Source organism: Pseudolabrys taiwanensis (assembly GCF_003367395.1).
In the GTDB taxonomy this organism is placed as follows: domain Bacteria; phylum Pseudomonadota; class Alphaproteobacteria; order Rhizobiales; family Xanthobacteraceae; genus Pseudolabrys; species Pseudolabrys taiwanensis.
This window is the reverse complement of record NZ_CP031417.1, coordinates 5505155-5519924: the sequence shown is the minus strand read 5'-3', so window position 1 is coordinate 5519924 and position 14770 is coordinate 5505155. Positions and strand designations below refer to the sequence as shown.

Annotated in this window: 8 protein-coding genes; 6 read left to right on the top strand and 2 right to left on the bottom strand. The window is 64.9% G+C overall.

The window, feature by feature from the left end:
• Positions 1 to 277 precede the first annotated feature (277 nt).
• The 6 genes from DW352_RS26175 (at position 278) to DW352_RS26150 (ending at position 11367) form a co-directional block, all read left to right on the top strand.
• Positions 278 to 1504, top strand: coding sequence for a PepSY-associated TM helix domain-containing protein (locus DW352_RS26175; protein ID WP_115694086.1), 1227 nt, complete (start codon positions 278 to 280; stop codon positions 1502 to 1504).
• Positions 1505 to 1904: 400 nt separating this feature from the next.
• The gene (gene exbB / locus DW352_RS26170) at positions 1905 to 2636 is read left to right on the top strand and encodes a tonB-system energizer ExbB (protein WP_342634886.1); all 732 of its coding nucleotides are present in this window, start codon (positions 1905 to 1907) and stop codon (positions 2634 to 2636) included.
• Positions 2637 to 2655: 19 nt separating this feature from the next.
• The gene (gene exbD, locus DW352_RS26165; RefSeq protein ID WP_115694084.1) at positions 2656 to 3087 is read left to right on the top strand and encodes a TonB system transport protein ExbD; all 432 of its coding nucleotides are present in this window, start codon (positions 2656 to 2658) and stop codon (positions 3085 to 3087) included.
• Positions 3084 to 3884: an energy transducer TonB family protein gene (locus tag DW352_RS26160; RefSeq protein WP_115694083.1), complete on the top strand. Its 801-nt coding sequence runs from the start codon at positions 3084 to 3086 to the stop codon at positions 3882 to 3884. The genes exbD and DW352_RS26160 overlap by 4 nt, the downstream gene beginning before the upstream one ends.
• A 246-nt stretch (positions 3885 to 4130) precedes the next feature.
• The gene (locus tag DW352_RS26155; protein ID WP_210209899.1) at positions 4131 to 4718 is read left to right on the top strand and encodes a TIGR02594 family protein; all 588 of its coding nucleotides are present in this window, start codon (positions 4131 to 4133) and stop codon (positions 4716 to 4718) included.
• Between the two features lie 244 nt (positions 4719 to 4962).
• Positions 4963 to 11367: a tetratricopeptide repeat protein gene (locus tag DW352_RS26150; RefSeq protein ID WP_115694081.1), complete on the top strand. Its 6405-nt coding sequence runs from the start codon at positions 4963 to 4965 to the stop codon at positions 11365 to 11367.
• On the opposite strand, the gene cysG is transcribed toward DW352_RS26150, so the two are convergent.
• Both cysG and DW352_RS26140 read right to left on the bottom strand, forming a co-directional pair.
• Positions 11309 to 12772 carry a siroheme synthase CysG gene (gene cysG, locus DW352_RS26145; protein ID WP_245434257.1) on the bottom strand — a complete coding sequence of 488 codons (1464 nt, stop codon included), beginning with the start codon at positions 12770 to 12772 and terminating at the stop codon, positions 11309 to 11311. The two genes, DW352_RS26150 and cysG, sit on opposite strands and share 59 nt — an antisense overlap.
• 136 nt (positions 12773 to 12908) lie before the next feature.
• A complete protein-coding gene (locus tag DW352_RS26140) occupies positions 12909 to 14663 on the bottom strand; it encodes an NADPH-dependent assimilatory sulfite reductase hemoprotein subunit (protein WP_115694614.1) in 1755 nt (584 codons plus the stop codon).
• Positions 14664 to 14770 lie beyond the last annotated feature (107 nt).

Genomic DNA, 14770 nt, shown 5'->3' with positions numbered 1-14770 from the left:
ACTTGAAGTCTCCGAGCTCATATTTACAGCCCCCACTTGATTTCTATACTTTAGAACCGTAATAATCATGGCGATTATTCGGTTTTATTTGGAACCATGTCTGGTATTCGCCGTCAAGAATAAGTTGTTACATCCACATAACTATGGAATTAGAATAGTTCTAAACTGATATTTACTGTTTTGAATACTTATAATCTGCAACCCAAGCGTGGATTTCTATTTGCAGCACGGAGTTCGGGGGCTATAGGTCCCCCTTCGATCGACGAAGGGGCACTTCATGGCGGAAACGCGCACGGCAAAGCTTCGCCGGCTGTGGCTGAACGTTCATTTGTGGTTGGGCGTCGGCCTGGCGCTGCTGCTGATCCCGATCTCCGTTTCCGGCGGGCTTCTGGTTTTCCACGACGAGATCGACGCCATCTTCAATCCAAAGCGCTACGCGGTGAGCGGCGCGGAGGTCGCGCAACCGGCTTCCGCTTATCTGGCGCGCGCCACCGAGGCGCTGGCCAGCGAGCCCGGCAATTTCGCCGCGACGGGATTGCGTTATCCGGACGAGCCCGGCGCGCCGGTGCGCGTGATGGCACGGCCGCAACAGCGCGGGGACGGCCCGCCGCGCTTCTTCACGGTGTTTCTGGACCCCCCGACCGCCCAAGTGCTGGATGTGATGGACTTTCGTTCATCCTTCTTCGGCTTCATGCATGTGTTCCATGAGAACCTGACGCTGCCGCAGTACAGCGGTCGACAGATCGTCGGCTGGGTCGGCGTCGCCATGCTGATTCTGTCGCTCACCGGCATCTGGCTGTGGTGGCCGCGCAATGGGCGCTTCCTCATCGGCCTGCGCTGGACCCGTTCGCCGCGCTTCACCTTCAACCTGCACAACATGCTGGGCTTCTGGATATCGATCCCGCTCGCTGTCGTGTCGCTGACGGGCATCTACCTCTCGTTCCCCCAGACCGCTCGCAACATGATGTCGTCAATCGCCACCATGACCCCGCCGGGCGCCCGGCCGGGCTTTGGCAACGTGATGACGCACACCAACCTCACCGCAGACCGTGCCTTGGAAATCGCCCGGCAAACCGAGCCTTCCGCAACGCCGGTTGCGATTTTCCTGCCGACCATGGCTGGCGGCCCCGGCGGTCGAGGCCCGCAAGCCAACGCCACGCAACAGGGCGAGCGGCCGCGGCAGGAAGGCGGACGTGGACCGGCGCCCTCATGGCGCATCCAGTTGGCGCGCTCCGAAACTGAGACGATGACCGTGTCGGTCGACGATCGTGCTGGCTCGGCGGTGGTGGCGCCAGCGCGAGCGTCCGGCGACCAAGCCGCATCGTGGATCCGCTGGATTCACGAGGGCAGCCATAGCGGACCGGTGTGGAAGGTCATCGTGCTGCTGACGGGGATTTTCCCGACTATTTTCGCCGTAACCGGCGTGATCATGTGGCTGCGGCGGAGAGCCAGCCGTAAGGCTCTCGACGCAAAGCGCGGCGTGCAGTTGAGCCCTGCCGAGTGACGGCGGGACCCCATAATGTTACAATGTAACATTATGGGGCGGATTTGGAATGAAGGACGGTGCTGACATGGGTCGCTTGTTTCGTGCTCCGCTGACCGCGGGCGTTGTCGCCTTTGGTCTTTTGCTCCCCGCCATGGCCGTGGCGCAGGCGCCAAGCCCGCCGCCGGCCCAAGCACCGATCCAACAGCCCGTCCAACAATCGGCGCCCACGACGGCGATGCCGCCCGCGCCCGCGCCCACGACCGCCGCGCCGCCCACAGTCACGACCACCACACCACCAACCGGAGCACCGGGCACGGCCCCGGCAACGACCGACGCATCGCCGGTTTCCCAACCGACGGCTTCCGAGCCGGCGCCGCCGCCCGCCTCGGCGCCTGCCGCAACGCCCACGCCTGAACCGATGCACGCCGCCGGGCCCGATGCGCTCCATCTGCCGCGCGATCTGTCCCCGCTCGGCATGTTCATGGCGGCCGATATCGTCGTGAAGGGCGTGATGCTTGGTCTTGTCTTCGCTTCAGTGTTGAGCTGGACGATCTGGTTCGCCAAAGCCATCGAGCTGATGTCCGCCCGTGCGCGCATGGCGCGGGCCATCGATGCGCTCAATCAGGCGCGCACCTGGAGTGAGGTCACGCAGCGCCTGCAGGGCCGCCGCAACGCGGCTGGCGCCCTGGTCGATGCCACCAGCACGGAATTGCAGCTTTCCGCCGACAGCCTCTCGCCGGACGGCGTGAAGGAACGCGTCGCTTCGCGCCTCGAGCGGCTTGAAGCGGCGGCGAGCCGCGCGATGATCCGCGGCACCGGTGTGCTCGCCACCATCGGCGCCACGGCCCCCTTCGTCGGCTTGTTCGGCACCGTCTGGGGCATCATGAACAGCTTCATCGGCATCTCGAAAGCGCAGACCACCAATCTCGCCGTCGTTGCGCCCGGCATCGCCGAAGCGCTGCTCGCCACGGCGCTCGGCCTGGTCGCCGCCATTCCGGCAGTGGTGATGTACAACATGTTCTCGCGCTGGACGGCGGGCTACCGGGCTCAGCACGCCGACGCATCTGCCGCCATCCTGCGCATCGTCAGCCGCGACCTCGACCGCGGCGCCTTTGCCCGTGCGGCACGCCGCGCCGTCGCCGCCGAGTAACAGAGCCGAGTAAAGAACGATGTCGGTACGTCTCGATCACGGCAGCGACGAGCTCGGCGAGGTCCACGAGATCAACGTGACGCCGTTCATCGACGTCATGCTGGTGTTGCTGATCATCTTCATGATCGCAGCGCCGCTGGCGACGGTGGACGTCGCGGTCGACCTGCCCTCGGCCAACGCCGAACGCACGCAGCGGCCGGACAAACCGGTCTTCCTGACGCTGAAGTCCGATCTGAGCATCGCGCTCGAGAACACGCCTGTCGCCCGCGCCGGCATCGGTTCTGCGCTCGACGGCGCCACCAATGGCGACAAGCAGCAGCGCATCTTCCTGCGCGCCGACAAGACCGTGCCCTACGGCGAGCTGATGACGCTGATGAACGACCTGCGCAGCGCCGGCTATCTGCATGTCGCGCTGGTCGGCCTCGATAGCGCGGACAAGCCGGCGCCATGACGGACGGGCCTCTCTCCTCGTGGTTTCGCCGTTCGGGCGCGGCGCGCTGGGGTGTGTGCTTCGCGCTGGCGCTCGGCTTTCATGGCGCGGGCGCGGCCGCCTTGCTCGCGCGCTGGACCGACGACAACGCGTTGCTGCCCAATCCGCCCGCGATCATGATCGACCTCGCGCCGATGGCGGTCGCGCCGACGACGACGCCGACCGATGCGCCGCCCGATCAAGTCGAAAGCAAAGAGGTGATCGAGCCCGATCCACAGCCGGAAAAGCCGATCGAAGAAACCAAGGTCGAGCCCGAACCCGAGCAGGAAAAGCCGCCGGAGAAGGTCGAGCAGCCACCGGACAAGAGTCCGACTCCGGAGCTGGCGGTGATGCCGCCGCCGAAGCCGGAAAAGCCGAAAGAGCACAAGAAGCCCAAGCCGCGGAAAACCGCGAGCGTCGCCCGCACGCCCTCAAGCGCGGAGAACCGTGCCGACCGCGCCGCGGCACCCTCGCCCGGCGCCAACGGCAATCCCAATGCCGTGCCGAGCTGGATGTCGCAGCTCTTCTCGCACCTCGAACGCTACAAGCGCTATCCGAGCGACGGCGGCGGCGACAGCGGCATCGTGCAGCTCGCCTTCTCGATCGACCGCAGCGGCAGCGTTCACGGCGCCCGTATCATACGCTCGTCCGGATCGAGCGCGCTCGACCATGCCGCACTCGCCCTGGTTGCACGCGCGTCGCCGTTGCCGCCGCCGCCGCCGGAGAAGCCCGGCGCGAACATCTCGATCAGCGTCCCGATCCGCTACAAGCCCAACTGAGGCAAGGGCCTGATTCAGCGGTACTTTCGCCGATTTATCCGACAGCAAATGCTGACACCTATTAACCCTAAAATGACGTGAATAGGCACTTCGCGCGTCATGGTCTTGCTCGCTTTGTGCGAGCTTGGAAAAAATGCCCCCAAAAGACGGTCTTGGGGCGCCGCTATGGCCGGCACCCCGCGACCGGCGACAGAGACGGCTACGATGAGGGGGATCTCGTCCGGCCAAGCGGACGGGAGCGAAGACATGAAGCGGCCAATTGCGGTCCTGATCACGAGTGTTTTCATCGCCGGCGCGATCGTGCCGGCGCACGCCACCGGCAACCGGCAAAACGACCGCTTCGCCAACACCGAGCCGGTCGAGACCATCACCCGCAGCCGCTCGGACGCGGCGGAGGCCGCGGCTCAGGTGCCCGGCGCCGCGATGGTGCTGCTGGAAGCGCTGCGTTGGCGCGGCCGCACCGCCAAGCAACTCGGTCTGCCGACGCAACTTTGGTGCGCCGACTTCATGAACTTCGTGTTCAAGAAGGCCGGCGCCAAGGGCACGTCGTCGCGCGCCGCGCGCTCGTTCCTGCAGTACGGCAAGAAGCTCGACGGCCCGCGCGTCGGCGCCATCGCCATCATGTGGCGCAAGGGACCGAACAACGGCCATGTCGGCGTCGTGCGCGGCACCGACGGCCAAGGCAATCCGATCGTCGTCTCCGGCAACCACGGTCCGACCGTGACGCAGTCGGTCTATCCGAAACACAAGGTGCTGGCTTACGTGATGCCGCCCGATTACGTGCTCGAGGACATGGCGGCGGCTGCGCGCGCCGCGGCGATGGCCAGGCAATAACGCCGCGCACCACGTTGACTTTCGAAGCGTCCATCGTCGGGCGCTTTTTTGTTGCTTGTCCGCGCGGTTGATCGCCGCGGCATCTCCTAACAAGCGTGCTTAACGCAACGCTGGCGGGTTAATGTTAACTCCGGCAACCTCTCGACGTGCATGGCGCGAAATGCACACTTACCACCACGTTCGCCAATGAGCGGCTATCGCATGCGCGGTGCCGAACACTCGCAAACTGGCGCGACGAGGCGGCATGACCTGGGAAGTGCGGCATTACGTTGTCGGACTGACCGCTGCGACGCTGATATCGTTCGCAGCCACGCCCGCATTCGCCCTCACGCGTGAGCAGATCAAGCAATGCGAGAGCAAGGATGACGTCGCGCCCGATCAGCGCATCGCCGCCTGCACCGCCGTCATCGATTTCAAGTCCACAACCAAGCCGAAGAAGACGGACGCCTACGTCAATCGCGGCCGCGCATACCGCGCCAAAGGCGACAGCGAAAACGCGATCCGCGACTTCGGCGAGGCGATCAAGCTCGACGGCAAGAACGGCGAAGCGCTCTTCAACCGCGGCATGGCCTATCGCGACCGCGGCGAGTCCGATCGCGCGCTGCAGGATCTCGAAGCCGCGGTCCGCTACGAGAAGCGCAACTACACGATCTTCGAGACCTTGAGCCACATCTATTACGGCCGGCGCGACTACGAACGCACGATCGATGTGCTGTCGCAGGCGATCAAGCTCAATCCGAACTCCGCGCTGGCCTTCTACAATCGCGGCATGGCTTTCCGTGCCAAGGGGGAGCCCGACCGCGCCATTCCCGATTACGACCGCGCCATCAAGCTCAACGCCACCGACTCCGTGGCTTGGCACGCCCGTGGCCTCGCCTACCGCGAACTGCGCGACTATGAGCGCGCGATCCAGGATCTCGACCAGGCCATCAAACTCAAGCCGGACTTCATCCTGGCGCTCAACGACCGCGGCATCGCCTATGCCGCGAAGGGCATGTCGGATCGCGCTATCCAGGACTTCGACCAGGCCATCCTGCTCGATCCGCGGGATGCCCTCGCCTACAATAACCGCGGCCGCGCTTACCGCGATCGCGGCGAAACCGACCGCGCCATCAAAGACTACGACCAGGCCGTCCTGCTCAACACGAGCTACGTGCTGGCCTACTACAACCGCGGCAATGCCTATTACGACAAGCGCGATTACGACCGCGCCATCGCCAACTACGATCAGGCCATCCGTCTCGACGACCAATACGCGCTCGCTTATTACGACCGCGGCGTCTCGTATTTCGAGAAGCGCGATTACGACAAGGCACTGCGCGATCTGTCGCAAGCCATCAAGCTCGATCCGAAGGATGCGCTATCCTGGTACAATCGCGGCGTGACCTATGCCGCGCGCGGTGAAACCGACCGCGCCATCGCCGACTTCGACCAGTCGATCAAGATCGACGGCAAAAACGCCGTGGCCTACTACAACCGCGCGCTGGCCCTGCGCAGCAAGGGTCAGGACGAGCGCGCGATCGGCGATTTCAGCCAGGCCCTTCGCCTCGACCCCAAACACGCGCTCGCCTACTACAATCGCGGTCTCGCTTACCGCGCCGGCGGCGATCTCGACCGGGCGCTGGCCGACTTCGAACAGTCGATCAAGGCCGACGGCAACAACGCCAATGCCTGGTACGAATACGGTAAGGCGCTCGCCGACAAGCGCGACCACGACCGCGCCATCTCGGGCCTCAATCAGGCGATCAACATCAAGCCCGATTATACCGCGGCCTTTGACGCGCGCGGCCGCGTCTACGAGGCCAAGGGCGACATCGATCGCGCCATCGCCGACTACGACCAAGCGCTACGCATCGACCCGCAGTTCGCTCCTGCGCTGAGCAACCGCGGCGACGCATTCCTGAAAAAGCGCGACTTCGACCGCGCCATCGCCGACTTTGAGCGCGCGATCAAGATCAATCCGCACTATGCCGGTGCCTATTACAATCGCGGCCTCGCCTACAAGGATAAGGGCGATTGCGCACGCGCTATTGCCGATTTCTCCCAAGCGGTGACGCTCGATCCGAAGAACGCCGACGCCTTCAATGCGCGCGGGACCTGCCATCTCAGTGTCAATGACGACGAGCACGGCTTCCAGGATCTGGAAGCCGCCATCAGGCTCAACCCCAATCTCGCCTCCGCCTATCTTACGCGCGGCATGGCACGCTATACCCGCCGCGACTACGACCGTGCCATCGCCGACCTGAGCCAGGCGATGCGGCTCGATCCGCGCAATGTGATGGCTGCCAACGGCCGCGCACTGGCCTATCGCGAACGGCGGGACTATGACCGCGCCATCGCCGATTTCGACCAGGCGCTGAAGCTCGATCCTAAATTCACCGCCGGCTACGTCGAACGCGGCAACGCCTATCAGCAGAAGGGCGATTACGACCGGGCGATCCTGAATTACGACCAGGCGATCAAGCTCGATCCGAAATACGCCGCCGCCTTCACCGAACGCGGCAACACGCACGCGCTACGCGGCAAGGTCGACCGCGCTCTCCTCGACTACGAGCAGGCGATCAAGTTCAATCCGCACTATGCCGGTGTCTTCAACAGCCGTGCCTTGCTCTACCAGCGCAAGGGCGATCTCGCCCGCGCCATCGCCGATCTCGATCAGGCGATCAGGCTCGATCCCGATTTCGCGGCCGCGCTCAACAACCGCGGGGCCATCTACCAGCAACGCGGCGAATACGACCGCGCCATTGCGGACTACGACAGCGCGATCAAGGCCAATCCGCATTACGACGTGGCGCTCAACAGCCGCGGCCTCGCCTACAAGGCCAAGGGCCAGCTCGACCGCGCCGTGCGCGATTTCGACGCCGCCATTGCCATCAACTCCGGCTATGTCCAAGCACTATTCAACCGCGGCGAAACACTCGGTGTCCTCGGCCAGCATGAGCGGGCCGTCAAGGACCTCGACCAGGTGCTTAAGCTCAACCCGGCCAATGCGCAGGCTTTCAATGCGCGCGGGCTCGCTTACAGCAATATGCGCGACTACGACCGTGCGATTGGCGATTTCAGCCAGGCAATCCGGCTCGATGCGCAGCTCGCCACAGCCTACAACAATCGCGGCCTCGCCTACCGCGCCAAGGACGACACAGATCGTGCCATCGCCGACTTCAGCACCGCCACTCGGCTCGACCCGAACTTCGCGTTGGCTCTGTCCAACCGCGGCAACGCCTACGTCGACAAACATGACTATGACCGTGCCATCGCCGACCTCAATCAGGCGATCAAGCTGAACCCGGCTTACGTGCGCGGCTATTACGACCGAGCCATCGCCTATGGCGCCAAGGGCGATACCGAGCGCGCCATCGCCGATTTCGACCATGCGCTCAAGCTGGAGCCGAACAACGCGGTGGCGCTGAACAACCGCGGCCTGGCTTACCGGACGAAGGGCGATACCGAAAAGGCCATCGCCGACTTCGGCGCTGCGATCAAGCTCAACGCCAACTACGCGGCGGCCTTCTACAACCGCGGCAATACCTATTTCGACAAGGGCGATCTCGACCGCGCCATTGCCGATCTCGGCCAGGCGATCAAACTCGACGCCAAGGACGTCTACGCCTATCACGACCGCGCGGCGGCCTATTACGAGAAGCGCGATGTCGACCGCGCCATCGCTGACTTCGAAGCGCTCACCAAGCTGGTGCCTAACTACACCGTCGCGCCGACTCCGCGCGGCGAGGTCGTGCGCGGCCAGCGTGGCTATGACCGCGAAGCCGACCTGCCCGCCACCATCAAAGTGAGCCCGATCTTCGCGCTGGCCTACAACGACCGGGGCATCCAGCTCGCCGCGAAAAAGGAGGTGGATCGCGCGCTCGCCGACTTCGACCGCGCCATCAAGATCTACCCCAATTTTGCCGCCGCCTACTTCAATCGCGGCAACGCTTTCGCCCAGAAGCGAGACTATGGCCGCGCCATTACCAACTTCGACCAAGCGGTCAAGCTCAATCCAAAGGACTCGATGGCCTACTTCGACCGTGGCGTGGCTCGCTTCGAAAGCGAGGACTATGACCGCGCCATCGCCGATTTCGAACAGGCCCTCAAGCTCGATCCGAAGAACGCCTCGGCCTTCTACAATCGCGGCCTCGCGCAACATGCCCGCGGCGACTACGATCGCGCCATTGCCGATTTCGATCAGGCGCTGCGGCTCGATGGTTCGCTTGCCGCCGCTCTCACCGCGCGCGGCAAGACCTTCGCCGCTAAGGGCGACTACGAGAAGGCGGCCACCGACCTGACGCAAGGCATCCGCCTCAACGCCAAGGACGCGATGGCGTACAACGATCGCGGCATCGCCTACGGCCTGAAGGGCGAGAGCGATCGCGCGCTCGCCGACTTCAATCAGGCCGCCGCCCTCGATGCGCAATACGCGGCAACCTACAACAACCGCGCCATCGTCGCCTCCGGCCGTGGCCAGATCGACCGCGCCATCGCCGACTACGATCAGGCGATCAAGCTCAACGCCAGCTACGCCGCCGCTTTCTACAACCGTGGCAATGCGCGCTACGACAAGAGCGACTACGCCGCCGCCATCGGCGATTACGACAGCGCTCTCAAGCTGAACCCGGCGGACTCGGCGGCGCTCAACAACCGCGCCAATGCCCATGCCAACCGGCGGGATTTCGACCGCGCCGTGGCCGATCTGACGCAGGCGCTGAAGCTCAACCCCGGCTACGCCCAGGCGTTCAACGACCGCGGCGTCGCTTATGCCGCCAAGAGCGAGATCGACCGCGCCCTCGCCGATTTCGAACAGGCGGTGAAGCTCGACGCAGGCAACGCCATTGCGTTCTACAACCGTGGTCTCGCCTATCGCGAGAAGCGCGATCTCGACCGCGCCATCCAGAGCTTCGACCAGGCGCTACGCCTGAAACCGAACTACACAGTCGCCTACTTCGGTCGCGCCACCGCCTTGGCTGCGCGGCGCGAATACGACCGCGCCATCACCGATTTCGACAGCGCTCTCAAGCTGCGCCCCGATTACGTCGCGGCGTTCTACGAACGCGCGTTGAGCTACGGCGCCAAAGGCGACGCCGAACGGGCCGTCGCCGATTTTTCGGAGAGCCTCAAGCGCGATCCGCGCAACGCGCTTGCGTTCTACAATCGCGGCGTGGCGTTCCGCCTCAAGGGCGACATCGACCGCGCCATTGCGGATTTCGGCGAAGCGGCGAAGCTCGACGCGAAACTCGCCGTTGCCTTCTACCAGCGCGGCCGGGCCCTCGCGGAGAAGAACGATCTCGACCGCGCCATCGCCGATTTCAGCGACGCCGTGCGCCTCGACCCGGGCAACGAAGACGCCTATTTCCTGCGCGGCCTCGCCTTCCGCGACAAGCGCGACTTCGACCGCGCCGCCGCCGATTTCAGCCAGGCGATCAAGCTCGACGGCAAGAACGCTGCCGCTTACGACAATCGTGGCATCGCCTACCGCATGAAGGGCGATCTTGACCGCGCGCTGGCCGATGCCGAGCAGGCGGTGCGGCTCGATCCACAATCGGCGACGGCGCTGCATAACCGCGGCACGGCCTATGGCCTGAAGGGAGACGACGACCGCGCCATCGCCGACTTCTCGGCCGCGCTCAAGCTCGCGCCGGACAACGCGGTGGCGTTCAACAACCGCGGCTTTGCCTATCGCAACAAAGGCGAGGTCGACCGCGCCATTGCCGACTTCAGCGAGGCGATCAAGCTCAACGCCAACTACACCATGGCTTATTTCAACCGCGCCAATGCCTATGTCGAGAAGCGCGAACTCGATTCAGCCATCCGCGACTTCGACGCCGCCTTGAAACTCGACGGCAATTTCGCCGCCGCCTACAATGCGCGCGGCCTTGCCTACGACGCCAAGAACGCGTTCGACCCAGCCATCGCCGACTTCAGCCAAGCGATCCGGCTCGACCCAAAGAACGCGCGCGCCTACAACAACCGCGGCTTTGCCTATCGCAACCGTGGCGATTTCGACCGTGCGGTCGCCGATTACACGCAGGCGCTGGCGATCCAGCCGAACTTTGCGCTCGCCCTCTATAACCGCGGCATCGCGCAATACGACAAGCGCGACTACGAGCATGCAACGCGCGACATGAACGCGGCGATCAAGCTCAATCCGAATTTCTCGACCGCGTTCGCCGATCGCGGCCTCGCCGCTTACGACCGCCGCGATTTCGACCGTGGCGTCGTCGCCGGCGACGCCGCGCCGGCGGAAAGGCCGGTCTATGCGCTGAATACCACGGGGCGGAGCGCCAGCTACGAGAACCGGCGCGAGGGCGACCGCATCATCCAGGATCTCAACGCGCCGATCCGCAGCAACCAGTACAACGCCTACGCCTATTCGCCTGAGACGTTTGCGCCGGTCGCCAGCGCGGCGCCGGCGCCTGCTCCCGCTCCGCAGCCGGCGGCGATGCCGGCGCAGCCATTGCGCACCGCCACCCCGGCGCAGGCGGAGGCAATGTCCGATGTCAAACGGACGGTGCCGGTGCCGCAGACGCGGCCGGAACGCCCCGCCACTAAGCCGAAGGTGTCAGCGAAGCCGGTGGTCCTGCCGCGGCGCGCCGCTCTCAGCCGCGCTGCCGCTGTCCCGCTGCGTCCGGCAAAGCCGCTGCTGCGGCGGCGGTGATCTGACCCAGCATCACCAGCACGGGCCCCGGCAACTGCGCCGCTTGCATGCGCGCGACGAGTTCGCGGACCGGCGCCGTGACCACGGCTTGGTCAGGCCGGGTCGCGCGCGCAATGGCGAGCGCCGGCGTTGTCGGATCGAGGCCCTCGGCGGTCGCCTTGGCGAGGAGCTGTTCGAGCGTGCGCGTCGGCATGTAGATCGCCGTGGTCGCGGTCGGATCGGCGAGCGCACGCCAATCGAGATCGTCCGGCAGTTTGCCGTCCTTGGCGTGGCCGGTGACGTATTGCAGCTTGCGGGCATAACCGCGATCGGTGAGCGGCAGATTGAGCTTCGCCGCCGCGCCTTGCGCCGCGGTGATACCGGGCACCACCTCGACGGCGAGGCCCGCCGCCTGACAGGCTTCCAACTCTTCGCCCGCGCGTCCGAAGATCATCGGATCGCCGCCCTTGAGCCGCACCACGCGCTTGCCCTGCTTGGCCAAGCCGACCATCAGCGTGTTGATGTCGTCCTGCTTGCAGGACGGGCCGAAGCCCGTCTTGCCGACCAGCAGCTTGCGCGCCTCGCGGCGGGCGAAATCGAGCACGTCGCGCGAGACGAGATCGTCGAACAGGATCACATCCGCCGACTGCAACGCGCGCACCGCGCGCAGCGTCAGCAACTCCGGATCGCCGGGACCGGCACCAACCAATGTCACGGTGCCGTTCTCGACCGCCTGCCCGACCCCCTTCACCTCTGCGATGAAGCGATCGAAGTCGGCTTGCGACGGCGCGCTACCGGCATGCGTGACCGCATGCGCCGTGAACAGTTGCCAGAACTTGCGCCGGCCGGCGAAAGGCAGACCCGAGGCTTTCACTCCCGCTCGCCAGCGATGCGCCGCCGCGGCCCAGGCGGCGAAGCCTTGCGGCAGCAGCGCCTCGAGCTTGGCGCGGATCGCCTGCGCAAAGACCGGCGCCGCGCCGTCCGTAGAGATGCCGATCACCAGAGGCGAGCGGTTGACGATGGCGCCGAAGGAGAAGTCGCAGAACGCCGGCTTGTCGATGACATTGACCGGCACGCCCGCGACCCGCGCGCTGCGGGCAAAGATGAAGGCCGCTTCGTCGTCGTCGAAGGCGCCGATGGCGATCGCCGCGCCCTTCAAGTCTTCGTCGGTGAATGCCCGACGATGGATCGAGATTGCACCTTTCGGCGGATCACCCGCGATCAGCAGCAGCTCATCCGACGGCATTTCCGCATAAACATCGACCAGCGCGCCGGCCGCCGAGAGCAACTCGGCCTTCCACGCGGCCGCCGCGCTGCCGCCGACGACCACCGCGCGCTTGTCCTCGAGCCCAAGAAACACAGGCAGGCGCGCAAGCGGCTCCATGCGGGCCGGTCGGGCTTCGGTCGGAGTGCGGTCAGCAGCCACAGCCAGTCACCTTCGTCTGTCACATCCTTTGGCACAATGGCAGCAAGCGACGTGCCACCCACCAAGGAATTGATTTTGCTTACTATTCATCGACGGGCCAAACCCGATGATGAATATTTAGGCAGCCTCGCTCGTCCTACTCCGCCGCGACCGGCTTGGCATGCGGCTTCACGTTGGCGTGGAAATCGCGGCCATTGCCGGTCTTGGCGACCAAGCCGGCGCGGATAGTGAAATCGCCGAAGCGCTCGCCCTTCTCGCGTGTATCCGCATAGGCTTTGAAGATTGGATCGAGCGTCGCGACGATGCCGGCATGGTCAACGTCCTCCGCGTAGAGCTTGGACAGCCGTGAGCCGTCGAAGGCCGCGCCGAGATAGAGATTGTAGCGGCCCGGGCCTTTGCCGACCAAACCGATCTCCGCGAGGTAGGGTCGTGCGCAGCCATTGGGGCAGCCGGTCATGCGGATGACGATGTCGTCGGCGGAGAGGCCGTGCACCGCCAGCCGCTCGTCGAGTGCGGTCAAGAGATCGGGGAGGTAGCGTTCGCTCTCGGCCAGCGCGAGGCCGCAGGTCGGCAGCGCGACGCAGGCCATCGAATTGCGGCGCAAGCCGGACCACGGCGCCAGCAGACCGGCCTCCTGGCACAGCCAGTGAATTTCCTTCTGCCGCTCGACCGGCACATTGGCGATGATCAGGTTCTGGTTCGGGGTGATGCGAAAATCGCCGTCATGCGTCTCGGCAATCTTGCGCAGCGCCGTCATCTGCATGGCACCCGGGCGATCCTGAACGCGTCCCGCCTGCACATACAGCGTCAGATGCGCACGGCCGTTGTCGCCTTCGCTCCAGCCGTAGCGGTCGCCCATGGACGTGAACTGGAACGGCTTGGCCGGCCCCAGCAATACGCCGGCGCGACGCTCGACCTCGGCGCGGAAATTATCGAGACCGCGGTCCTCGATGGTGTATTTCAAACGCGCGTGTTTGCGGCTCTTACGATCGCCCCAATCGCGCTGCACGGTCACGACAGCTTCCGCCACCGCGACCGCATCCTTGGTTGCACAATAGCCCATCACATCGGCCGTGCGCGGATAGGTGTCGGGCTCGCCGTGCGTCATGCCCATGCCGCCGCCGACAGTGACGTTCCAACCCGTCACCTCGCCTTTGTCGTCGAGAATGGCGATGAAGCCGAGATCGTGCGCGAAGACGTCGACGTCGTTCGACGGCGGCACGGCAACGACGATCTTGAACTTACGCGGCAGGTAAGTCTTGCCGTAGATCGGCTCCTCGACCTCCTGCTCGCCGCCCGCGATCTTCTCGCCGTCGAGCCAGATCTCGCGATAGGCCGGCGTTGCCGGCAGGAGATGATCGGAGACGGCCTTGGCCAAATCCTGCGCCGCCGCATGCGCATGCGATTGATAAGGATTGGGATTGCACATCACATTGCGGTTGACGTCGCCGCAGGCCGCGATGGTGTTGAGCACCACATGGTCTATCGCCTGCAAAGTCGGCTTCAGGTTCGACTTGATGATGCCGTGGAGCTGTACTGTCTGACGCGTGGTCAGGCGCATCGTGTGGTTGGAATAGTCGCGCGCCACCTGGTCGAGTGCGAGCCACTGCGGGGGCGTCACCACTCCGCCCGGGATGCGCACGCGGATCATGAAGGCGAACGCTTTCTCCATCTTCTTGCGCGTGCGCTCGGGCCGCAGGTCGCGATCGTCCTGCAGGTACATGCCGTGGAACTTGACGAGTTGCTGGTCATCCTCGGTGATCGCGCCGGTAATCTCGTCCTGCAGTCCCTCCGCTAGCGTGCCGCGCAGGAAGTTGCTGGCGTCCTTGATGTGCTCGTTGCGGGAGAGTTCGTCGTCAGCCATGGGATGTTCCAATTGTTCGCCTGTCATCGTCCGCGAAAGCGGACGATCCAGCAACCACCGCCGTCAGCGATTTATCACAACGTGGGGGATTACTGGATGCCCCGCTTTCGCGGGGCATGACGCCGGATAGGCGG

Bases quoted from the DNA above. Each gene is read 5' to 3' on its own strand.
- DW352_RS26175 (WP_115694086.1), top strand. From the start codon at position 278: ATGGCGGAAACGCGCACGGCAAAGCTTCGCCGGCTGTGGCTGAACGTT.
- exbB (WP_342634886.1), top strand. From the start codon at position 1,905: ATGCACGCCGCCGGGCCCGATGCGCTCCATCTGCCGCGCGATCTGTCC.
- exbD (WP_115694084.1), top strand. From the start codon at position 2,656: ATGTCGGTACGTCTCGATCACGGCAGCGACGAGCTCGGCGAGGTCCAC.
- DW352_RS26160 (WP_115694083.1), top strand. From the start codon at position 3,084: ATGACGGACGGGCCTCTCTCCTCGTGGTTTCGCCGTTCGGGCGCGGCG.
- DW352_RS26155 (WP_210209899.1), top strand. From the start codon at position 4,131: ATGAAGCGGCCAATTGCGGTCCTGATCACGAGTGTTTTCATCGCCGGC.
- DW352_RS26150 (WP_115694081.1), top strand. From the start codon at position 4,963: ATGACCTGGGAAGTGCGGCATTACGTTGTCGGACTGACCGCTGCGACG.
- DW352_RS26140 (WP_115694614.1), bottom strand. From the start codon at position 14,663: ATGACAGGCGAACAATTGGAACATCCCATGGCTGACGACGAACTCTCC.